Origin of the sequence: Kingella negevensis, assembly GCF_030177895.1 — a bacterium.
Classification (GTDB): domain Bacteria; phylum Pseudomonadota; class Gammaproteobacteria; order Burkholderiales; family Neisseriaceae; genus Kingella_C; species Kingella_C negevensis.
The window spans coordinates 1177882-1198867 of the sequence record NZ_CP123448.1; the positions used below are offsets into that span (position 1 = coordinate 1177882).

A 20986-nucleotide genomic window follows, 5' to 3' on the forward strand; every position below is an offset into this window, starting at 1 on the left:
AAAAGTGTACGGCTTAATCGGGCATAATGGCTCGGGCAAGTCCACGCTACTCAAATTATTGGTGAGACAAAACCACGCCACAACAGGCGAAATCCTATTAAACGGCAAAAACGTCCAAGACTATGCCCCACGCGAATACGCCAAATTGCTCGCCTATCTACCACAACATCTCCCATCCGCCGCCACGCTCACATCAGAAGAACTCGTTGCCATGGGGTGATACGAATGGACAGGCTTACTCGGGCACAGCAGCGAATCCGACAAACAAGCCATAGACCGCGCCTTTGAACTCACGCACACCGAAAAATTCCGCCACGAATTTGTGGACAACCTGTCAGGTGGCGAACGTTCGCGCGTGTGGCTAGCCATGTGTTTAGCACAGCAAAGCCAATATTTATTGCTAGACGAACCGCTCGCCGCTTTAGACATTGCACACCAGCTAGAAGTGATGACGCTCATCAAAGAACTCTCACGGAGCCTGAAACTCGGTGTGATTATCGTCATTCACGACATCAATTTAGCTGCCCGATTTTGCGATGAACTCGTTGCACTGCACCAAGGGCATTTACTGAAAGTCGGCACGCCAAACGAAATCATGACCGCAGACGTATTGCGCGAAATTTACAGCGTAGATATGCACATTTGCAGCACCCCGTTTCAGGCGATGTGATGGCAGTGCCGCAACCCCAAAAGTTATCTATATGTAATATACGATGAAAAAATCCCTGCTTATTCCATTACTCACGCCTCTACTCGCCCAAGCCGCGCCACGCATTGCCACATCAGACTGGACAGTCGCCAAAACCCTAACCGCGCTAGGCAATCCGCCCATTATGCTTGGCAACAAATGCGCCTACAACATCTGGGTTTCCCACCCCAAACAGCCCAACACCGTTGCCGACATGGGTTTACGTTTGCAGCCAAACATAGAATATCTCTACCGCATGCAGCCTGAAATGTTTTTGCAAACGCCATTTTACGCCAGTATCACACCGCAACTTGCGCGGATTGCCCCAGTTCACAACATAGAAATCGCCACAGCACAAGGCACAACATGGGCGCAAACCAAACCACAAGCCGAAAAACTGATTGCCAACACAAAAAAACAGTTCGCCGCGCAAAAACAGTAGCTTGCCGCACACGCCCATCGCCCGATTGCCGTGGTGCAATTCGCCGACACGCGCCACGTCCGCATTTATGGCAACATCAGCCTATTTCATGTTGTGCTAGGCAAACTCGGTTTACAAAACGCGTGGACAGGCGAAAGCAACGCGTGGGGTTTTGCCAATATTGCGTTGGGCGATTTAGCCAAGCTAGCTGAAAACACGCTGCTGATTATTGTGAAACCCAATCCCGTAGGTTTGGAAAACGCGCTGCAACACAGCGTTTTGTAGCAACGCTTGCCGATGTCACGCCGTGAGAATCATCGTTTTCTTGATGCAACTTGGGCTTATGACGCATTGCCGTCTATGCGACGATTTGCGGATTTGTTGGCGGCGGCGGTTCGCGCGTGAATTTTCAGGCTGCATTTTTTAGACTAGATTGCAGCCTGAAAAATATCTTTCAGGCTGCCTGAAATCTTTTATAATACAATCTTTACAAAAAACCTAATAAACTTAACCATGTCCCTTATCCAAGAGCTACCCAACTGCCCATTAGACATCATTGGCGATGTACACGGACAACTCGAAGCCCTGCAAAACCTCCTCCATTATCTCGGCTACACCCCCACAGGCAAACACCCACAAGGTCGCAAAATCGTATTCGTCGGCGACCTAGTAGACCGTGGACCCGATTCACCAGCCGTATTAGAGTGGTACAAACAAGCCCACCAAGCAGGCAACGCCTACATGGTGCTCGGCAATCACGAACTCAACCTACTCATGAACGAACCCAAAGACGGTTCAGGCTGGTTTTTCAACTGCCGCGCAGAAAAAGACAGCCACAACTACGCCCCGTGGCAAATGCAGCCTGAAAACACAAAAAAACAACTCATCAACTTTCTCAAGCAACAACCCCTAGTATTAGAGCGTAGCGACTTACGCATCGTCCACGCCGCATGGCTACCCAAATCCATCGCCAAACTACAAGCCCACAACACCAGCGATTTACTCACACTCGCTCACGATTGGGACGAAGAACTCAACTGCTGCATCAAACACGCCCCATGGTGGGATGACTATTTAGAAGAACAACGCCAATACGCCCACCGCCTAGAAAGTTTCAGCAACCCACCGCCCATGCTGCACGCCACCGCGCAACACGACATCTACCGCAGCAGCAGCCACCCCGTTCGCGCCCTCACTTGCGGCGTAGAACAAACCGCACAAGAACCCTTTTTCGCAGGCGGACGCTGGCGGTTTTCCGTGCGTAACCCATGGTGGGACAGCTACACCGACACCCAACACGTCGTTATCGGGCATTACTGGCGACAATGGAATCACACCCCCCAACCCAAACACAGAGAAAACATCTTCACCGTTCCCAGCAACCACTGGCACGGCGCACGCAAAAACGTCTTCTGTGTCGATTTTTCCGTAGGCGCACGATGGCGCGACCGCAAGAAAAACATCACCCCTTGCCAATCCGAATTTCGCCTAGCCGCCCTACGTTTTCCCGAAAAAACACTCGTGTTTGACAACGGCGAAACTGCGCAGACGATTAGCGCGTAGGTCAGCAAAATTCAGCAACCCATAAGGTGCGCCCCACGCACCAAAATCTTCAGTATGTAGGTCGGTACATTCATGCCCGACACACACGCAGCCTGAAACCCCATTTTCAGGCTGCGTTTAAACCAACCAAAGCCCCCCATGCAAAACGACCTATTCACCCACCCCCCCACCGCCCCCCTAGCCGAACGCCTACGCCCCAAAACCCTAGCCGAAGTCCTCGGGCAAGAACACCTCACAGGCAAAGGCAAACCCCTATCCATCGCCCTAGCCAGCGGTGAACCCCACTCCATGATTTTATGGGGCAGCGCAGGTATCGGCAAAACCACCCTCGCCCGCATAGTCGCACAAGGCTTCAACGCCCAATTTCTGCCCCTCTCCGCCGTATTTTCAGGCGTGAAAGACATCCGCGAAGCCATCGCCAAAGCCCAAATAGCATGGCAAAACGGACAACGCACAATCCTATTTGTCGATGAAGTCCACCGCTTCAACAAAGCCCAACAAGACGCATTCCTCCCCCACGTAGAAAGCGGCTTAATCACATTCATCGGCGCGACCACCGAAAACCCATCATTTGAAGTCAACTCCGCCCTGCTCTCACGCGCCCAAGTGTACACACTCAACCCACTCAACCCCCAAGCCCTCGCCCAACTCAGCGACAAAGTTTTCAGGCTGCCTGAAAACGCCAACACCAGCCTAGACACCGAAGCCCAACAGCTCATTATCCAACACGCAGACGGCGACGCGCGACGCTTTCTCAACACCCTAGAACAAATCCTACGCGCCGCCCACACCCAACACATCACCCAAATAACCAGCGAACTCGTCGCCCAAACACTCGGCAGCCAACTGCGCCGATTCGACAAAGGCGGCGAACAGTTTTACAACCAAATCTCCGCCCTACACAAATCCGTTCGCGGCTCACACCCCAACGCCGCCCTATACTGGTTTTGCCGAATGCTAGACAGCGGCGCAGACCCACGCTATCTCGCCCGAAGAATCGTCCGCATGGCATGGGAAGACATCGGACTAGCCGACCCACGCGCCCTCCAAATCGCCAACGACGCAGCCACCACATACGAGCGGCTCGGCAGCCCCGAAGGCGAACTTGCCCTCGCCCAAGCCGTGTTATATCTCGCCAGTGCAGCCAAATCCAACGCAGGCTACACCGCCTACAATCAAATGCGCCAATACGTCTGCGCCCACAGCAGCGAACCCGTCCCAGTCCACCTCTGCAACGCCCCCACCAAGCTCATGAAAGAACTCGGCTACGGACGCGACTACCGCTACGCCCACGATGAACCCCACGCCTACGCAGCAGGCGAAACCTACATGCCCGATAACCTAGAAGAACCCGATTTCTACCAACCCGTGCCACGCGGCTTAGAAATCAAAATTAGCGAAAAACTCAAATGGCTCAAACAATTAGATGATGATGTAGCCTGAAACCCATTTTGCCAAATGGAAAGAACGTGGCGTTGCGCCGCCACACCCACGCTTCAAATTCGTGAAACACTCCATTTTGCAGCCTGAAAATAAAAAGCTAGCTTAGAAAATCGACCTACCAAAATAAACCTATTTTTCAGGCTGCAAAACCAGCCAGTAGGTTGGATACTCGTATCCAACAAATCCCAAAATCTCAACAAATGTCGGCGAGCCGCCGACGTTCCACCGTAAGATTTATGTGGATACCTATGACCTTGTCCCCACCAAAATAACGATTTCACAAAATTTTCAGGCTGCAAAAATAACCGCTAAAATACCCAACCAACCGCAGCCTGAAACCCGAAAAAAGGAAACCCCATGTCCCAACTCTACCCCCTAGCCCACATCATTCACCTATTCTGCGCCATCACCTTTGTCGGCGGCGTATTTTTTGAAGCATTTGTTCTCAGCGTCATGCACACCAAGCGCGTCAATCGCGAAGCACGCCGCGAAGTGGAACGCGCCCTTTCCTATCGCGCCGTCCGCGTCATGCCATGGGTAGTCGCAGGCGTATTTTTATCAGGCTTAACCATGGTGCACCGCTACTGGGACATTCTGCAACACCCCTTCGCCAGCGCATTCGCCTTGCAACTCACCCTCAAAATCCTGTTCGCCTTCAGTATTTTGTGCCACTTCCTAATTGCCGTTTACAAAATGAAAACCCACACCCTATCCGCCGCATGGTCAAAATACATTCATGCCGCCGTATTCACCCAAATGATTTGCATCGTCTTGCTCGCCAAAACCATGTTTTACGTTTCGTTCTAAGCCCTTGCAAACACAAGAAAATTCACGCAGCCTGAAAATTAAATCATTGTTTTCAGGCTGCTTTTTTATTATCACGCAGCCTGAAAACAAGTTTTAAATAGTTGATTAAAATTTCAATGATACTGTGTTGCCAACGCCCTTATATGCCACGCGCACACGGCAGGCGTTGTCGCCTTGTCTCATTTTCATTTTAATCAACTATAAATATTTTCCGACACTTACAAAATACAAGCAAAATGAATGTTCAAAACTTAATTTAAATCAAACAAAACAAACCCAGTCGGGCATAAACTAACACCACTTTTTCACGCCAAACGCCCTACGCTTTTAGAGCGATAGGGAAATTTTTTACCCTATTTAATTGGTAGATTTTATTAATTTAATATTGCTACCCTATGAATAACCCCCTATTTTTCACGCGCGAAGAAATCGTTTGGCAGGAAGTGCCGAATGAAGTTTCACTCGCTTTTTTGGTTTCAGGCTGCCCTATGCGGTGCGTGGGTTGCCACAGCGCAGATTCGTGGAAACCCAATCGTGGCGATGAATTATCGGCGAATTATTTGCGCTCGCGCTTGCGGCAATATCGCGGTTTGCTCACTTGCGTGTTGTTTATGGGCGGCGAATGGCAGCCTGAAACGTTGCTTGTGCTGCTGAAAATTGCGCGGGAAGAATTTGGTTTGCTGACGTGTTTATACACTGGCTATGAACGCGAAGAGTTGCCGCCCGAATTGCTGCTTGAATTGACGTTTCTGAAAACAGGACGTTGGCAGCCTGAAAACGGCGGTTTGGATAGCGCAACCACCAATCAGAAATTTGTTGATTTGCGAACAGACGCGGATTTAACGCATTTGTTTCGCAAGAGTTAATCGTAGGTCGGGTTGGCAACCCGACAATTTGAAACACCAGCGAATTTGTCGGGCTACCAGCCTGACCTACATTTCCCCCCACCCACCATTTGGAGAATCATCATGCTTCGGCTGTATCCCGAACAAATCCAATCAAAAATCGCATTTATCGACCACTACATGGCTGCCCACAACGCAGCAGACGGCTCAACCATGGACGCAAACGCCAATGTTACCCAAAAAAACATTGCCACCATGGAAAGTGAATTGCTCAAAGACGTACTCGTCCAAATCAACCGCGCCCAAGTATCGCGCAAAATTACCGAGCTTTTCGGTGCAGAATTAGCGCGTGAATACGTCCGCCAAATTGAAGCGCACGAAATCTACGTCCACGACGAAACCAGCCTGAAACCCTACTGCGTATCCGTAACCATGTACCCATTTTTGCGAGATGGTTTAACCAAACTCGGTGGTGAATCACGCGCACCACAGCATTTATCATCATTCTGTGGCTCGTTCATCAACTTCGTGTTTGCCATCAGCGCACAATTTGCAGGCGCAGTTGCCACAGTAGAATTTATTGCCTATTTCGACTATTTCGCACGCAAAGACTTCGGCGACAATTATCTCAACACCCACCGCCGCGAAATTGAAAGCGCATTGCAACAAGTCGTTTACAGCATCAACCAGCCCGCCGCCGCGCGTGGCTACCAAAGTGTGTTTTGGAATATTTCCCTGTACGACCGCTACTATTTTGAAGCCATGTTTGGCGATTTCGTCTTCCCCGATTTCACGAAACCCGTTTGGGAAAGCGTATCGCGTTTACAAAACTTCTTCCTGCAATGGTTCAACCAAGAACGCACCAAAGCCGTGCTAACGTTCCCAGTCGTAACTGCCGCCATGCTGACCGATAACGGCAAATGCAAAGACAACGAATTTGCCAACCAAATGGCGCAAGAACTCGCCACAGGCAATTCATTTTTTGTGTACCAATCCGACAACCCCGACTCACTCGCATCTTGCTGCCGATTGCGTAACCAAATTGAAGACCGCACCTTTTCCTACTCACTCGGCGCAGGTGGCGTGGCGACAGGCTCAATCAACGTCATCACGATTAACATGAACCGCCTAATGCAAGACGGACGCGATTTAGTCACCGAAGTCGGCAAAATCCACCAATACCAATACGCCTACCGCAAATTAATGGAAGAATACCAAACCGCAGGAATGTTGCCCGTTTACGATGCAGGTTTCATCACATTAGACAAACAATTTTTGACGATTGGCATTAACGGCATGGTAGAAGCCGCCGAATCACAGGGCATTCAGGCTGCCTATACCCCTGAATACATTGAATTTGTTCAATCTCGCCTAAAAATTATTTTTGAAGCCAACAAAGCCGCCACCGCCAAATACGGCGTGAAATTCAACACCGAATTTGTCCCAGCCGAAAACTTGGGCGTGAAAAACGCCAAATGGGACAAAGCAGACGGCTATTTCGTGCCACGCGATTGCTACAACTCGTATTTTTACGTTGTAGAAGACGACAAAACCAACGCGCTGGACAAATTCCTGCTGCACGGACGCGAATTGATTGACTGGCTAGACGGCGGTTCAGCGTTGCATTTGAATTTGGACGAAGCACTCAACACCGCAGGTTTCCGCGCCTTGCTCGACATCGCCGCCAAAACAGGCTGCAACTATTTCTGCACCAACGTCAAAATCACGATTTGCAACGAATGTAATCACATCGACAAACGCACCTTGCACGCTTGCAGCCAATGCGGTTCACCCGATATTGATTACGGTACGCGCGTGATTGGCTATTTGAAACGCGTGTCCGCATTCAGCGAAGGGCGCAGGAAAGAACACGCATTGCGGCATTATCATCGTGAAGCGGCGTAAATAAATTGCAGGCTGCCTGAAAATAACAGCCGTAGGTCGGATTCTTGAATCCGACAATCGCACCATTTCAGGCTGCCTGAAATCCCAGAAGGTTGGCTGTATTATTATTTAACTGCCGTTCCATCAGAAGACACTTCCTTCCGCGCACCGCGCAAGGCATTGTCCACCGCGAAGAATTGCAAATTTTGACCAAACTTACCCTAGACAAGCTCCACGCTGACCAACGCGTTAAATTTTAAAGATTGAACGTGGCGTATCGCCGCCACACCCACTCTTTCGCGCCGTGAAGCACAACCATTGCAGGGTGGGTTCAACCCACCAAAACAGTGGATAAACTCCGCCCTACAATTAAAAACACAAATATAAGGATAATCCCCATGACCCTCCCCAATTTCAAATTCCCCGAATTTCTCGCCAACATCAACCGCCACCTACCCACCCTCCACGCTACGCCCTTGTCTTCGCCCTAAACACCCTACTCGAGCGCGAACTCCTTCCAGCCGACATGACCCTATTTGCAGGGCGCACCTTTGAAATTGACGTACTCGACGCAGGCATCAAAATCCACTTCACCACCAACGAACAAAAATTCATCACACAAGATTTCAGCCCCCCCCCCCGATTTACGCTTGGCTGCCAATAGTGTCGATTTCATGCGTATGATGACCCGCGAAGAAGACCCAGACACCCTATTTTTCAACCGCAAATTACAAATCGAAGGCGACACCGAACTCGGCTTGATTACCAAAAATTTATTAAATTGCGTAGAATGGGATAAACTAAACCCATTCAAAAAACAAGCAGCCTGAAAACAAAAACGGACGACTTAAAAATCGCCCGTTTATTTTTCAGGCTGCAATTAAATAGAAGGTCTAAACCCCTCCATACTAAACCGATTATTCACCACATCATCACAACGCTGAATAAACAAATCCGCATTCGTATCATAGCGGCTTTGAAACAAATGGTAGACCTGATTCCCAAACACCGTCCCAATCCCATAATAACCATAAGACGACAATCGCCAGATACCCTCCAAAGGTTCACGCTCAAAATGCGTCGGGAAAAGTGTACGATAATGAATACCCATTTCCTCCGCTCGATAAGACACCTCTTCCGCCACATCAGCACATCCCGTCTCTAAAAAAGACGGCTTGCCCATGCGCTGATAACAATCCGTAGAAATAAAGAAAAACGCAGGCGAAGCAAAAATATGAGCCGCAGGCGGAATATGATTAGACACTTGCGCACAGCCCACAAAAGAATTCATCTGATAAGCCAAGTTAATCGAGTTCAACACAATCTGACGACTTAACGGAATCAAATCAGGCTCAATAATCCCCACAATTTTACACCGCGCACGCCCCATCACCCAGTCTAGCCACTCCCCATGAGGGACATTCGCCTCCGTATACTGCACATTCAAATTAAAATGCTACATTACCCGCTTGTGCGCCGCCAATACCTCACGATTAAAATTTGTCCAATGAAACGAATGCAATTCCACATCAGTCGCAAAATCCAAAGCCATTTGCCACACCCAATAAAATGATTAAAAATAAAAGCATTATAACGAAAAAGCAGCCTGAAAACCGTATAATTCTCCCATTCTCCCAACCGAAAGCCAACCATGCTCAACACCGCCGCCAAATATTCCCCATGGCTCGCCCGCCAATTAGACAATAACCGCCTAAATTTAGACAAACTGTCTGACTGGCTCACGCGCCCACTCATGCCGCAAGATTTTGCCGATTACACCGACTGGCAGCAACTCCAAGCTGATGAAAACGAAGAAGAATTAGCCAAACAATTACGCATTTTACGCCGACACGTGATGGCACACATCATCACACGCGACCTGTGCCGCGTATCCAATCTCGCCGAAGTTACGCGCACGATTACCGAATTTGCCGATTTCGCGATTAACACTGTACTTTCTTTTAGTTATCAATACTATACAGATATGTACGGCACACCGATTGGATATTTCACGCAAGAGCCACAGCATTTGAGCGTTGTCGCCATGGGCAAGGCTGGCGGTTTTGAGCTGAATGTGTCGTCCGATATTGATTTGATTTTCATCTACCCCGAAAACGGCGACACCAACGGCAAACGTGAGCGCACGAATCAGGAATTTTTTACCAAAGTCGGGCAAAAACTCATTGGTTTACTTGATGAAATTACGGCGGACGGGCAGGTTTTCCGTGTTGATATGCGGTTGCGACCTGACGGCGACAGTGGCGCGTTGGTGTGCAGTGAGGCGGCTTTGGAGCAATATTTGATTACGCAAGGGCGCGAGTGGGAGCGGTATGCGTGGTGCAAGGGGCGCGTGGTAACGCCGTTTGCGAACGATATTCGCAGCCTGATTCGTCCGTTTGTTTTCCGTAAGTATTTGGATTATAACGCTTATGATGCGATGCGCGATTTGCACCGTCAAATTAGACAAGAAGTCCAAAAGCGTGGCATGGCGGACAATGTGAAATTAGGGGCGGGCGGTATTCGGGAAGTGGAATTTATCGCGCAGATTTTTCAGATGATTCGTGGCGGTCAAAATCGTGCGTTGCAGCTCAAAGGGACACAGGAAACGCTATTGAAATTGGCGGAATTGGGCATTTTAGATACAGAAATTGCAGATAAATTATTGAATGCATATTGCTTTTTGCGTGATGTGGAACACCGTTTGCAGTATTGGGACGACCAGCAAACGCAAATGCTGCCTGAAAATGAATCGCAGCAAAATTTGTTGGCGGAAAGTATGGGTTTTGCGAATTGGACAGATTTTTCAGGCTGCCTGAAAGCGCATAGAGCATTTGTTCATCAAATATTTAGCGATGTTTTGGGAACGGAAGAAGCGGAATTGGACACGGCGCATGAATTTTCAGACATTTGGTTGTGGCTGCCTGAAAATATGGAAGCAACTACGGATAAATTGTCTAAATTGAATTATGTGGACAATGAGGTGTTGATTCAACGATTAGTTCAATTAAAACAATCATCTAAATATCGGCAGTTGTCGGCACACGCTCAGCCGCGTTTTGATGCGGTTGTGCCGCGTTTGTTGGAGGCTGCGGCGAAATGTGAAAATGCTGATGATACGTTGTTGAGATTATTGGATTTTTTGGAAAGCATTAGCCGCCGTTCTGCGTATTTGGCGTTTTTGAATGAGTATCCGCAAGCATTGCAACAAGTGGCGGATTTGATGTCGCAAAGCGCGTGGTTGGCGGATTATTTGCGGCGGCACCCGATTTTGTTGGACGAGCTTTTGTCGGCGCAATTACGCCAACCACTTGATTGGCAAGGCTTATCGGGGGAACTTTCAGGCAGCCTGAAAGCGTGTGGCGAGGATACGGAGGCGAAAATGGACGTGTTGCGCCGTTTTCAGCACGCGCAGGTTTTTCGTTTGACGGTGCAGGATTTGGCTGGAAATTGGACGGTAGAGGCGTTGAGTGATGAGCTGTCGCGTTTGGCGGATTTAATTTTGGAACAGACACTTACGCACGCTTGGCTGAGTGTGCCGAAGCGACATTTGGACGCACCGAAATTTGCGATTGTGGCTTATGGGAAGTTGGGCGGTAAGGAGTTGGGCTATGCGAGTGATTTGGATTTGGTGTATTTGTATGATGATGATTTTGCGGAAGCATCTGATATTTATGCGAAATTGTCGCGCCGTTTGACGACTTGGCTTTCAGGCGGCACGGGAGCTGGGACTTTGTATGATGTGGATTTGCGTTTGCGCCCAAATGGGGACGCGGGTTTTTTGGCGCACAGTTTGGCGGCGTTTGAGAAGTATCAGCGTGAGCAGGCGTGGACGTGGGAGCATCAGGCTTTGACGCGAGCGCGGTTTGTGTGTGGTGATGCGGCGGTGGGAGCGGCTTTTGAGCGGATTCGCCGTGAGATTTTGACGATGCCACGAGATAAAGTTCAGTTAAAACAGGATATTATTGAGATGCGTGAAAAGATGTTCCCGACGCACGCGCCTGTGAATGAGAATGTGAAATATGCGCGTGGGGGTGTGGTGGACGTGGAATTTATTGTGCAGTATTTGGTGTTGGCGGAAAGTGGGCGTGAGCCGAAACTGATTGAAAATTATGGGAATATTGCGCTATTGGGTATGGCGGCGCGGCGTGGTTTGATTGATGTGAATTTGGCGGAGCGTTGCGCGGCGGCGTATCGTTATTATCGGCAGATTCAGCATAATAAGAATTTACGTGATTGGAAACGGGCGGAGGTTGATGATGTGTTGCTTGGGCATTATGAGAATGTGAAAATGCTTTGGGAACAGGTGTTTGGAGAAGAAGTGCGTTTTCAGGCAGCCTGAAAAATAGAAAGGAATATTATGAAGAAAATTTTGTTGATTTCACATGAATTATCGCTAACGGGTGCGCCGCGCATGCTGTTTAACGCAGCTTTAGCCATTCGGCAAGCAGGCTGGGAAGTGGTTATTCTTTCGACGCAAGATGGCGCAAGCAAATTTGTCTGCAAAAATCATCTGGTGGCTGCATGAATCGCAAGGCATCTTGGAGCACCTACCCAGCACAATCGATATTCCATTATTACAGTCCAAAGTTCATATTTTGACAGTGAGCCGTTACGCTCAGTCTTTTTTGCCCCAAGGCTTGCAAAGCACCATTTTAAAAAATGGCATTCCTGACACCTCACAACTTTTCAGGCAGCCTGAAAATCCATCAGCAGCGTTCAAATTTGCATGGATTGGCACACTGGCTCCGTATAAAGGGACAGATATTTTTTGCAACGCCATTGCTTTGCTGCCTGAAAACATGCGCGAGCAATGTCAGTTTTTCATTGCTGGGGAACCCATGCTGTTTTTGCCTGACTATTTTGAACGCATTATTCAAACGGCTCAGACTTACCCACAACTTCAGTATCTTGGTCATCTCACACATGAAGCAGCACTGAACTTGATGACACAATCAGACATTATTGTGAGCAGTTCAAGAGATGAATCGTTTTCGCTGGTTTGCACAGAAGCTGCCATGCTCAGTAAACCGATTATTTTGAACCAAAACGTAGGCATTGCTGACATGTTCACGCATGGCGAAAGCTGCTTGCTGCATGAAACAGAAAATGCCCAATCTCTGGCAACACAAATGCTCTGGGCGTATGAAAACCGAGAAACCGCCGCGAAAATCGGTCGCAATGCACGCAAAATATTTGAGCAAGAATTAACGATTGAGCAATTCTCACAAAATTTCATGCAGATTTTGCAAAACGAAATCACAGCCTGAAAAAAAGCAGCCTGAAAACCACTTTCAGGCTGCTTTTTGTTTCAGGCTGCGCGACTATGCTCTTCCGCGACCACTTTCGCCGCTTCCGCATCAAATTCGCTCAATTCCCCCAGCTTCATCGACACAATCCGTTCCGCATGATGAAAATATTTATCATCATGGCTAATCGCAAACACGGTGTAACCACTCTCTTTCAACAACGGCAACAGTTGCTCATAAAATACGCGGCGAAATTGTGGGTCTTGGTCTGCCGCCCATTCGTCCAAAATCATCATGCTGCGGTTTTCCAGTGCGGCTATCAACAAGCCCAAACGTTTGCGTTGCCCTTGCGATAATTTGCTGTTCAGAATGCGTTTTTTCTCAATTTTCACTTTCTCGCTCAGTTGCAAATGGCTCAACCATTGCGCGATTTGTTCATCGGCAACATCAATCCCCATGCCATCAATCAGTTGCTCAAAAATATGAAAATCAGTGAACACACTGGCAAATAATTGGCGATACGCTTCACGGTTCGCGTCTGTGATTTCCACATCGTCCACAAAAATTTTGCCTGAAGTGGGTGTGTATAAACCTGCCAACACCATAGACAATGTGGATTTGCCCGAACCGTTACCGCCAATCAGAAACACCGTTTCGCCGCGTTTCAGCGTTAAGTTTACAGGCTGCAACGCGAAAATTTGTCCGCCCTGCTCTGGGTGCGCGTAAGTGATGTTCTCCAAACGAATGGTTTGCCAATTTTCAGGCAGCCTGAAACTTTGGCGAAACTGTGGGCGATATTCGTCCAAACCCAAGGCTTGCAAGGCTTGCAGACCAATTTGGCTTTGCGTAATCGCTGGGAACGCGCCAATCGCAGACGTGAGTGGCCCGCGCATAAACAGCACGGTCATGCTAATCGTTGCCGCGTCGCTTAGGCTGGCCCAATCGTGTTGAATGGACAGATAAAAAATCACGCCCACCGCCGCCAACATCACGCTATTGCCCCAGTTCACCGCAATCGCGTGGTAACTATCGGCATGAATGTGCGCGTTGCGGCGGACTTTGGCTTGTGGCATAAATTCTTCGTTGAAAAAACGCTCGGCGCGAAAACGGTTCAGCGTCAGTTCTTTGTGTCCGTCCAACACGGTTTCATAATGGCGTTGCACTTCGTCTTCGGCGTGGCGCATGGTGCGAAAGCTGGCGTAATGGCGTTTCACGACAAAATTTGTGCCTGCAATCATCAAGCCCATCATCAGCGCAATCACGATAAATAATTTGAACGACAAAACCATTAAATACAGGCTGCAAGCTAAGGTAAACAACGCGCCTTGCACCAATTCAGGAAGCCGTGTAAATGCAAATGAAATGCTGCGAATGTCGCTGCCCAAACTGGCGAGAATTTTGGGTTTGCCAATCAACTGAATTTGCGCGTTGTGGCTGTCCATAATGCGTTTTACAAATTGCACTTGAATATCGTAAATAAAGTTTTGCCCCAGCCGTGCCAACTGAATTTGCGCCATGCTTGAGACGATGAAATACACAGCAACTAAAATTAAAAATTGCCCAATGCCGCCGCTGTTTAGGTTTTCTTCGCGCAGCAAATGATTGTTGATATACGAAAGTGTGCCAATCCCCATCGCGCCCGAAAACAGGGTGAGCGCAAACATTTGCCAAAAGGCGAAACGGTGTTGTTGAAAAATGATTTTGATAATATCCATGTTTTTTAATGTGTTCAGACTGCCTGAAAAATGGGCAATTGTATCGCAAAAAGAATAAGTTAGGCATGATAAGGAACAAAGCATTTTCAGGCTGCCTGAAAAAATATGTAAAGTAACCCTTGAAAATCATTTTAACGCGCCTTATTTAGCGAACATCGGAACGCGGCTTGTGATAGTGCTTTAACTTCTAATTAGTACAGTGTTGCCAACTCCCTTATGTACTATTCGTACACGGCGGTCGTTGTCGCCTTGTCCTAATTTCGAATTTAAAGCACTATCGTTTTCAGGCTGCATTTGAATACACTGAAAAATTGTAGGGTACGCAGGGCGCACTCTACGAAATTTCATGATGTATCAAACGCAGCCTAAAAATTCAAACTTGAAAAACCAAGCCCCACGCCCCATATATTCAACATCTGAAATTTAATGTGATTTTCACAGGAGTAAAAACATTATGGCAAAAGTAATTGGTATTGACTTAGGTACAACCAACTCATGCGTAGCGATTTCTGAAAACGGCACAATCAAAGTGATTGAAAACGCAGAAGGCGCACGCACCACCCCATCAATCGTAGCGTACACAGAAAACGAAACATTGGTTGGCGCACCTGCGAAACGTCAAGCTGTTACCAACGCAAAAAACACCATCTACGCAGCAAAACGCTTGATTGGTCACAAATTTGAAGACAAAGAAGTTCAACGCGACATTGAAACCATGCCATTTGAGATTATTAAATCTTCAAACGGCGACGCTTGGGTAAAAGCACAAGGCAAAGAATTGTCTCCACCACAAATTTCTGCAGAAGTATTGCGTAAAATGAAAGAAGCGGCTGAAGCATACTTGGGCGAAAAAGTAACCGAAGCCGTTGTAACCGTTCCAGCATACTTCAACGACAGTCAACGCCAAGCCACTAAAGACGCAGGTCGCATTGCAGGTTTGGACGTAAAACGTATCATCAACGAGCCAACTGCCGCAGCATTGGCGTTTGGTATGGACAAAGTACAAGGCGGTGACCGCAAGATTGCTGTTTACGACTTGGGCGGCGGTACGTTTGATATTTCGATTATTGAAATCGCGGACGTGGACGGTGACAAACAGTTTGAAGTATTGGCAACCAACGGCGACACATTCTTGGGCGGCGAAGACTTCGACCAACGCATCATCAATTTCATCATTGACGAGTTCAAAAAAGAACAAGGCATTGATTTGAAAAACGATCCAATGGCAATGCAGCGCGTGAAAGAAGCCGCAGAAAAAGCCAAAATTGAATTGTCTAGCGGTCAGCAAACCGAAATCAATTTGCCATACATCACAATGGACGCGACTGGCCCGAAACACTTGGTGTTGAAAATCACACGCGCGAAATTTGAATCTTTGGTTGAAAACTTGATTGCTCGCTCTATTGAGCCTTGCCGCATCGCCTTAAAAGACGCTGGTTTGAGCGCGTCTGATATTGACGATGTGATTTTGGTTGGCGGTCAAACGCGTATGCCAAAAGTACAAGAAGCGGTTAAAGACTTCTTTGGCAAAGAACCACGCAAAGACGTGAACCCTGATGAAGCCGTTGCCGTAGGCGCAGCGATTCAAGGTGAAGTGCTGGGCGGCGGTCGCACAGACGTGTTGTTGTTGGACGTGACGCCGTTGTCTTTGGGCATTGAAACCATGGGCGGCATCATGACCAAGTTGATTCAGAAAAACACCACGATTCCAACCAAAGCATCGCAAGTGTTCTCCACAGCGGAAGACAATCAACCAGCCGTAACCATTCATGTGTTGCAAGGCGAACGCGAACGCGCTTCAGCAAACAAATCGTTAGGTCAATTCAACTTGGGCGACATCGCACCTGCACCACGCGGTATGCCACAAATTGAAGTCACTTTTGACATTGACGCGAACGGTATCTTGCACGTTTCTGCGAAAGACAAAGGCACAGGCAAAGCGGCAAACATCACGATTCAAGGTTCTTCTGGTTTGAGCGAAGAAGAAATTGAACGCATGGTGAAAGACGCAGAAGCCAACGCGGAAGAAGATAAAAAATTGCACGAATTGGTGCAAAGCCGCAACCAAGCAGAAGCTCTGGTTCACTCGGTGAAAAAATCTTTGGAAGAACACGGCGACAAATTAGAAGCTGCTGAAAAAGAAAAAATTGAAGCCGCTTTGAAAGACGTTGAAGAAGCTGTGAAAGGCGACGACAAAGAAGCCATCAATTCTAAAGTGGAAGAATTAGGCAAAGTAAGCCAAAAATTGGGCGAAATGGTGTACGCGCAAGCGCAACAAGAAGCTCAACAAGGCGAAGCAGCGCAAGGTTCTTCAGCGAAAAAAGATGACGACATTGTGGACGCTGAATTCCAAGAAGTGAAAGACGACAAATAATTTTGTTTGAATGAAAAAGCAGCCTGAAAAGTTTTCAGGCTGCTTTTTGTTGTCATAAATCCGTTATAATTCACACCTTTCTATTTTTCAAGAACACGAGATTTCATCATGCAACATATTCACATCATCGGCATTGGCGGCACATTTATGGGCGGACTGGCACGAATCGCAAAAGAAGCAGGTTTCAAAGTTACAGGCTGCGACGCGAAAATGTATCCGCCGATGAGTACGCAATTAGAAGAATTGGGCGTAACCGTGCATGAAGGCTTTGACGCAGCACAACTTGATGAATTTAAAGCCGATATGTATGTGATTGGCAACGTCGCCAAGCGCGGCATGGACGTGATTGAAGGCATTTTAAACAAAAATTTACCCTACACATCAGGACCGCAATGGCTGGCTGAAAACGTGTTGCACAAAATGTGGGTGCTGGGCGTGGCTGGCACACACGGCAAAACCACCACCGCTTCTATGCTCGCGTGGGTGCTGGAACACGCAGGTTACGGCGCAGGCTTTTTGATTGGCGGCGTACCGCAAAATTTCAGCGTGTCGGCACGTTTGCCGCAAACCGACAGCGCGTTTTTCGTGATTGAAGCGGACGAATACGACACCGCCTTTTTCGACAAACGCAGCAAATTCGTTCACTACCGCCCACGCACCGCGATTTTGAATAATTTGGAATACGACCACGCCGACATTTTCCCCGATTTACACGCTATTCAAACGCAATTTCATCACTTGGTTCGCACCGTGCCAAATCAAGGCTTAATCGTGGCAAATGGGCGTGAAAGCAGCCTGAAAAACGTGTTGGAACGCGGCTGCTGGACACCTGTGGAATTTTTCGGCGACGCAAACGATTGGCACATTGAAAACGTGCAGCAAGACGGCAGTTTTGACGTGCATTTTCAAGGTGAAAAAATGGGACACATCGCATGGGCATTACTCGGCGACCACAATCGCATGAACGCGCTGGCAGTGATTGCGGCAGCGCGACACGTTGGCGTGAGCATTCAGGCTGCCTGTGAAGCGTTGAGCGCGTTTAAAAACGTGAAAAGACGTATGGAAATCAAAGGCGTGGCAAATGGCGTAACCGTTTACGATGATTTCGCGCATCACCCCACCGCGATTACCACGACTGTGGCAGGTTTGCGCGACAAAGTGGGCGCGGCGCGAATTATCGCCGTGTTAGAGCCGCGTTCCAACACGATGAAACTCGGCACGATGAAAACCGCGCTTTCAGGCAGCCTGAAAGATGCCGACCAAGTTTTCTGTTACGCAGGCGGTGTGGATTGGGACGTGGCGGACGCGCTTGCACCGTTGGGCGATAAATTGCACGTTGGCAAGGATTTTGATGAGTTTGTGAATGCGATTGCGGCGGAAGCAAAATCGGGCGATCATGTTTTGGTGATGTCCAACGGCGGATTTGGTGGCATTCACGATAAGCTGTTGGCGAAATTGAAGTAAACCGTAAATTGCGCCCTGCACACCAAACATTCAGGCAGCCTGAAAACGAAAAATAAAAAACAAGAACAAGGTAATTCTATGAATATCAATCAAATTTACATTAGTGATGATTATGATGGTAACGTAAACCATTTACCACCAAGATTGCAAAAAACCGTGCAAAGTGTTTACCAAAACATGAACCCATCGCAACATCGTGTGTATTCAAAAGAAATGCTGCGGGATTTTATTAACCAAGAATACGGCACGGAAATGCTCAAAGTATTTGATAAATTAAAACCCTATGCCTATAAAGCAGATTTAGGGCGATATTTATTGCTGTATCGTTTAGGTGGGTGGTATTTTGATATTTCCGTAACCATGCTAGACCAGTTTCCTGCACAAGTAGATAATTGGGACTTCATCACCTTTTCAGAACCCCTGCATATGTCCACAACATCATTTGCATGCAATAACGCCATTATCTATTCCACGCCCAATAATATTATTTTAGAGCAAACGATTTATGATGTTTGTGCCAATGTTGCCAAGGAATACTATGGCTATAATCATTTATTTCCAACGGGACCTATTTGTTTAGGACGAAATGTTGCCAGATTTTTGGAATACACGCGCGTGCATTTGGGTTTATTTACCCCTTTAACACCACATTTACCGTATAAAAATATCGCCTTTTTGCTCAACAACGGACAAATTTTTGCATGGTATAAACGCGGAGGATATGGTGGCGATTTATCCGCATTGGGTGCAACAGGCACAAACAATTACGTTCATATGTATGAACAACGCGATATTTACGACAAAAGCATAACCCTATCGCCTGAGTTAATCCACTTAACCAGACCCGAATAAAGTGCAACGATACGCGCCATGTTCAGGCAGCCTGAACATTCAAAATAAAGGAAAAATCAAGGTGCTGTCCTAGATAACTAGGATAGCACCAAAAGTTGTTATTTGAAAATATGTCGGCAAGCCACCGATGCTCCATTGCAAAAATTTCTGTCGGGTGCTGAAAAGCTACCTGAAAATTTGCTTTATTTGAAAAACGGTGCGCTAGACGCCCCCCCTACATTTGAATGCAGTCTGAAACTTTTTCAGGCTGCGATATTAAGGAATAATATGAGTACAAAAGTGTTACATGTTGCCAGCATTTTAGAAGGCATTTCTTGCTTGGGATTATTTGGTGTTGCCATTCCCGTGCGTTATTTTTTGAACAATTCTTCATTCATTTTTTACGCTGGCATGACGCACGGCATTTTGTTTTTGAGTTTCTTAGCGATTTTGCTGGTTACTTGCCATGTGAAAAAGTGGTCGCTGGGGATTTTTGCTTTGGGTTTGCTTGCGGCAATTGTTCCGTTTGGCACGTTTGTGTTTGACCATAAAATCAAGAAAATGGAAGCGTAAATAGTTTTCAGGCTGCGTTTAAATATAAACGCAGCCTGAAACCAGTTTATGCACATGAGAATTTTGTCTGAATGGCTTTGCCTGCATTCGTCAAAATTTCCTGCCAGCTTGCCATGGTGTGCGGCGCATACAAATTGTGAATGCTTGGATACCACGGATTACTCGTCTCCCCAACAATCCCCCAACGCCAATCATAAGTCCGCCCAGACAACATCACCAGCGACGGAATCCCCATCGCGCCAGCTATGTGGATAATGGGCGTGTCGGTGCTGACCACAAAATCTAGTTGCGCCATCACACCAGAGATGTTCGCATAATCCACATTATCGACAAACTGAACCACTTTATGCGTTTTCAACCGCAGTCGCTCTTCATGGCTCAAGTTTTCCTGCAAAAAATACCATTGTGCGTGTGGCATACTGGCTAACAATACTTCAAGCTCTTCAATTTTTTGAACAAAGTGAATGTCATCGCTTTCGGTGTCTTCTGGGCTTTTCCATGAAAAACCGATGCAAGGTCGGTGGATATTTTATGGGAAATATTTGGCTGCTGCGGCTTTTTTCTGTTCGCTGGCAAACAGGTAGAGGGGGATTGCTTGGGCAACTGCTCAAACGGTTGATTAAATCGTGCCAGCAAGCCGTGTAAAAACTCCCAGTAATCGCATTCAGGCAGCGTTTGTTTCCATTGTGCGCCGTCTACCACTAAATCAATATCGGGGTGGCTGCTGAGCAAGGCGACATTTTTGCTTTGCACGACCACAATCAATTTGCTAACGCCTAAATGTTGCTTGAATAAGTGCGCCAATTGGGCAAACATGATTTCATCACCTAATTCGCCTTCGCCCCAAAACACAAACGTTTTACCTTTGAGTGATTGCGTCTCCCAGCGTTTGACGATAAGTTCACCTTCAGGTGGAAAATGTGTCCGCATGGAAAACGAGCATTTAGACATCACTTGTTCGCGGTATAGTGGATTAAATTTAGATTAGGACAAGGCGACAACGACCACCGTGTACATCTAGTACATAAGGGAGTTGGCAACGCTGTACTAATCTAAATTTAATCCACTATAACAGATTTTCAGGCTGCTTTTTTACAATTAACGTGTGCTTTTACCACAAAATAAAATCGCA

20 protein-coding genes and 2 pseudogenes are annotated in these 20986 nt (G+C 47.6%); 17 read left to right on the forward strand and 5 right to left on the reverse strand.

Annotated features, from left to right (window positions below; all coding sequences use genetic code 11):
- Window positions 1-4: 4 nt before the first annotated feature.
- The 4 genes and pseudogenes from QEO93_RS06525 (at window position 5) to QEO93_RS06540 (ending at window position 2672) form a co-directional block, all read left to right on the forward strand.
- Window positions 5-670 (forward strand): annotated as a pseudogene (locus tag QEO93_RS06525) (ABC transporter ATP-binding protein).
- Window positions 671-713: 43 nt separating this feature from the next.
- Window positions 714-1130 carry an ABC transporter substrate-binding protein gene (locus QEO93_RS06530; protein ID WP_052368810.1) on the forward strand — a complete coding sequence of 139 codons (417 nt, stop codon included), beginning with the start codon at window positions 714-716 and terminating at the stop codon, window positions 1128-1130.
- A 33-nt stretch (window positions 1131-1163) separates the two neighbouring features.
- Window positions 1164-1394: a hypothetical protein gene (locus QEO93_RS06535; protein WP_157686347.1), complete on the forward strand. Its 231-nt coding sequence runs from the start codon at window positions 1164-1166 to the stop codon at window positions 1392-1394.
- A 228-nt stretch (window positions 1395-1622) separates the two neighbouring features.
- Entirely contained in the window at window positions 1623-2672 is a 1050-nt protein-coding gene (locus QEO93_RS06540; RefSeq protein WP_032137699.1) for a metallophosphoesterase, read from the forward strand.
- A gap of 11 nt (window positions 2673-2683) precedes the next feature.
- Here QEO93_RS06540 and QEO93_RS06545 read toward each other — a convergent pair whose 3' ends face one another.
- Window positions 2684-2812, reverse strand: a complete 129-nt coding sequence (locus QEO93_RS06545; protein ID WP_281251097.1) for a hypothetical protein — start codon at window positions 2810-2812, stop codon at window positions 2684-2686.
- Between QEO93_RS06545 and QEO93_RS06550 the strand changes: the two genes are divergently transcribed.
- From QEO93_RS06550 to ubiT, 6 genes and pseudogenes are all read left to right on the forward strand, one after another.
- A complete protein-coding gene (locus tag QEO93_RS06550) occupies window positions 2811-4115 on the forward strand; it encodes a replication-associated recombination protein A (protein WP_085815662.1) in 1305 nt (434 codons plus the stop codon). The two genes, QEO93_RS06545 and QEO93_RS06550, sit on opposite strands and share 2 nt — an antisense overlap.
- 357 nt (window positions 4116-4472) lie before the next feature.
- A complete protein-coding gene (locus QEO93_RS06555; protein ID WP_032136916.1) occupies window positions 4473-4922 on the forward strand; it encodes a CopD family copper resistance protein in 450 nt (149 codons plus the stop codon).
- 395 nt (window positions 4923-5317) lie between these two features.
- Window positions 5318-5788 carry an anaerobic ribonucleoside-triphosphate reductase activating protein gene (nrdG, locus tag QEO93_RS06560; protein ID WP_032136915.1) on the forward strand — a complete coding sequence of 157 codons (471 nt, stop codon included), beginning with the start codon at window positions 5318-5320 and terminating at the stop codon, window positions 5786-5788.
- A 102-nt stretch (window positions 5789-5890) separates the two neighbouring features.
- Complete coding sequence (gene nrdD / locus QEO93_RS06565; protein WP_032136914.1) at window positions 5891-7672, forward strand: anaerobic ribonucleoside-triphosphate reductase; 1782 nt, start codon at window positions 5891-5893, stop codon at window positions 7670-7672.
- 92 nt (window positions 7673-7764) lie between these two features.
- Complete coding sequence (locus QEO93_RS06570; protein WP_157686278.1) at window positions 7765-7911, forward strand: hypothetical protein; 147 nt, start codon at window positions 7765-7767, stop codon at window positions 7909-7911.
- Between the two features lie 158 nt (window positions 7912-8069).
- Window positions 8070-8481, forward strand: a pseudogene (ubiT, locus tag QEO93_RS06575) (ubiquinone anaerobic biosynthesis accessory factor UbiT).
- A 50-nt stretch (window positions 8482-8531) separates the two neighbouring features.
- On the opposite strand, the gene QEO93_RS06580 reads toward ubiT, so the two are convergent.
- Window positions 8532-9092: a hypothetical protein gene (locus QEO93_RS06580; RefSeq protein WP_143445765.1), complete on the reverse strand. Its 561-nt coding sequence runs from the start codon at window positions 9090-9092 to the stop codon at window positions 8532-8534.
- A gap of 210 nt (window positions 9093-9302) precedes the next feature.
- Here QEO93_RS06580 and glnE point away from each other — a divergent pair, with 210 nt between their 5' ends.
- The 3 genes from glnE to QEO93_RS06595 are packed head-to-tail and all read left to right on the forward strand — an operon-like array spanning window position 9303 to window position 12918.
- Window positions 9303-11990 (forward strand): bifunctional [glutamate--ammonia ligase]-adenylyl-L-tyrosine phosphorylase/[glutamate--ammonia-ligase] adenylyltransferase, encoded by a 2688-nt coding sequence (gene glnE, locus QEO93_RS06585; RefSeq protein WP_032136913.1) that lies wholly within the window; start codon window positions 9303-9305, stop codon window positions 11988-11990.
- Window positions 11991-12008: 18 nt separating this feature from the next.
- Window positions 12009-12176: a hypothetical protein gene (locus QEO93_RS06590; protein WP_081906890.1), complete on the forward strand. Its 168-nt coding sequence runs from the start codon at window positions 12009-12011 to the stop codon at window positions 12174-12176.
- Window positions 12130-12918 (forward strand): glycosyltransferase family 4 protein, encoded by a 789-nt coding sequence (locus QEO93_RS06595; RefSeq protein ID WP_032136912.1) that lies wholly within the window; start codon window positions 12130-12132, stop codon window positions 12916-12918. Before QEO93_RS06590 ends, QEO93_RS06595 begins: the two co-directional genes overlap by 47 nt.
- A gap of 41 nt (window positions 12919-12959) precedes the next feature.
- Here the strand turns inward: QEO93_RS06595 and QEO93_RS06600 are convergent, their stop codons facing one another.
- Complete coding sequence (locus QEO93_RS06600; RefSeq protein WP_032136911.1) at window positions 12960-14612, reverse strand: multidrug ABC transporter permease/ATP-binding protein; 1653 nt, start codon at window positions 14610-14612, stop codon at window positions 12960-12962.
- Window positions 14613-15066: 454 nt separating this feature from the next.
- On the opposite strand from QEO93_RS06600, the gene dnaK reads away from it, so the two are divergent.
- From dnaK to QEO93_RS06620, 4 genes are all read left to right on the forward strand, one after another.
- Window positions 15067-16986, forward strand: coding sequence for a molecular chaperone DnaK (gene dnaK, locus QEO93_RS06605; protein ID WP_085815664.1), 1920 nt, complete (start codon window positions 15067-15069; stop codon window positions 16984-16986).
- Window positions 16987-17094: 108 nt separating this feature from the next.
- A complete protein-coding gene (gene mpl / locus QEO93_RS06610) occupies window positions 17095-18450 on the forward strand; it encodes a UDP-N-acetylmuramate:L-alanyl-gamma-D-glutamyl-meso-diaminopimelate ligase (protein ID WP_085815665.1) in 1356 nt (451 codons plus the stop codon).
- Between the two features lie 39 nt (window positions 18451-18489).
- Window positions 18490-19302, forward strand: a complete 813-nt coding sequence (locus QEO93_RS06615) for a glycosyltransferase (protein ID WP_038303985.1) — start codon at window positions 18490-18492, stop codon at window positions 19300-19302.
- A gap of 267 nt (window positions 19303-19569) precedes the next feature.
- Window positions 19570-19854 (forward strand): DUF3817 domain-containing protein, encoded by a 285-nt coding sequence (locus QEO93_RS06620; RefSeq protein ID WP_032136908.1) that lies wholly within the window; start codon window positions 19570-19572, stop codon window positions 19852-19854.
- A 46-nt stretch (window positions 19855-19900) separates the two neighbouring features.
- Here QEO93_RS06620 and QEO93_RS06625 read toward each other — a convergent pair whose 3' ends face one another.
- Both QEO93_RS06625 and QEO93_RS06630 read right to left on the reverse strand, forming a co-directional pair.
- Window positions 19901-20284: a hypothetical protein gene (locus QEO93_RS06625; RefSeq protein WP_143445767.1), complete on the reverse strand. Its 384-nt coding sequence runs from the start codon at window positions 20282-20284 to the stop codon at window positions 19901-19903.
- The gene (locus QEO93_RS06630) at window positions 20278-20805 is read right to left on the reverse strand and encodes a Rossmann-fold NAD(P)-binding domain-containing protein (RefSeq protein WP_143445768.1); all 528 of its coding nucleotides are present in this window, start codon (window positions 20803-20805) and stop codon (window positions 20278-20280) included. The genes QEO93_RS06625 and QEO93_RS06630 overlap by 7 nt, the downstream gene beginning before the upstream one ends.
- Window positions 20806-20986 lie beyond the last annotated feature (181 nt).

What these genes read in the sequence shown, in the direction of transcription:
- QEO93_RS06530 (WP_052368810.1), top strand. Translation starts at nt 714, where the DNA reads ATGAAAAAATCCCTGCTTATTCCATTACTCACGCCTCTACTCGCCCAA.
- QEO93_RS06540 (WP_032137699.1), top strand. Translation starts at nt 1,623, where the DNA reads ATGTCCCTTATCCAAGAGCTACCCAACTGCCCATTAGACATCATTGGC.
- QEO93_RS06550 (WP_085815662.1), top strand. Translation starts at nt 2,811, where the DNA reads ATGCAAAACGACCTATTCACCCACCCCCCCACCGCCCCCCTAGCCGAA.
- QEO93_RS06545 (WP_281251097.1), bottom strand. Translation starts at nt 2,812, where the DNA reads ATGGGGGGCTTTGGTTGGTTTAAACGCAGCCTGAAAATGGGGTTTCAG.
- QEO93_RS06555 (WP_032136916.1), top strand. Translation starts at nt 4,473, where the DNA reads ATGTCCCAACTCTACCCCCTAGCCCACATCATTCACCTATTCTGCGCC.
- nrdG (WP_032136915.1), top strand. Translation starts at nt 5,318, where the DNA reads ATGAATAACCCCCTATTTTTCACGCGCGAAGAAATCGTTTGGCAGGAA.
- nrdD (WP_032136914.1), top strand. Translation starts at nt 5,891, where the DNA reads ATGCTTCGGCTGTATCCCGAACAAATCCAATCAAAAATCGCATTTATC.
- glnE (WP_032136913.1), top strand. Translation starts at nt 9,303, where the DNA reads ATGCTCAACACCGCCGCCAAATATTCCCCATGGCTCGCCCGCCAATTA.
- QEO93_RS06590 (WP_081906890.1), top strand. Translation starts at nt 12,009, where the DNA reads ATGAAGAAAATTTTGTTGATTTCACATGAATTATCGCTAACGGGTGCG.
- QEO93_RS06595 (WP_032136912.1), top strand. Translation starts at nt 12,130, where the DNA reads ATGGCGCAAGCAAATTTGTCTGCAAAAATCATCTGGTGGCTGCATGAA.
- QEO93_RS06600 (WP_032136911.1), bottom strand. Translation starts at nt 14,612, where the DNA reads ATGGATATTATCAAAATCATTTTTCAACAACACCGTTTCGCCTTTTGG.
- dnaK (WP_085815664.1), top strand. Translation starts at nt 15,067, where the DNA reads ATGGCAAAAGTAATTGGTATTGACTTAGGTACAACCAACTCATGCGTA.
- mpl (WP_085815665.1), top strand. Translation starts at nt 17,095, where the DNA reads ATGCAACATATTCACATCATCGGCATTGGCGGCACATTTATGGGCGGA.
- QEO93_RS06620 (WP_032136908.1), top strand. Translation starts at nt 19,570, where the DNA reads ATGAGTACAAAAGTGTTACATGTTGCCAGCATTTTAGAAGGCATTTCT.
- QEO93_RS06630 (WP_143445768.1), bottom strand. Translation starts at nt 20,805, where the DNA reads ATGTCTAAATGCTCGTTTTCCATGCGGACACATTTTCCACCTGAAGGT.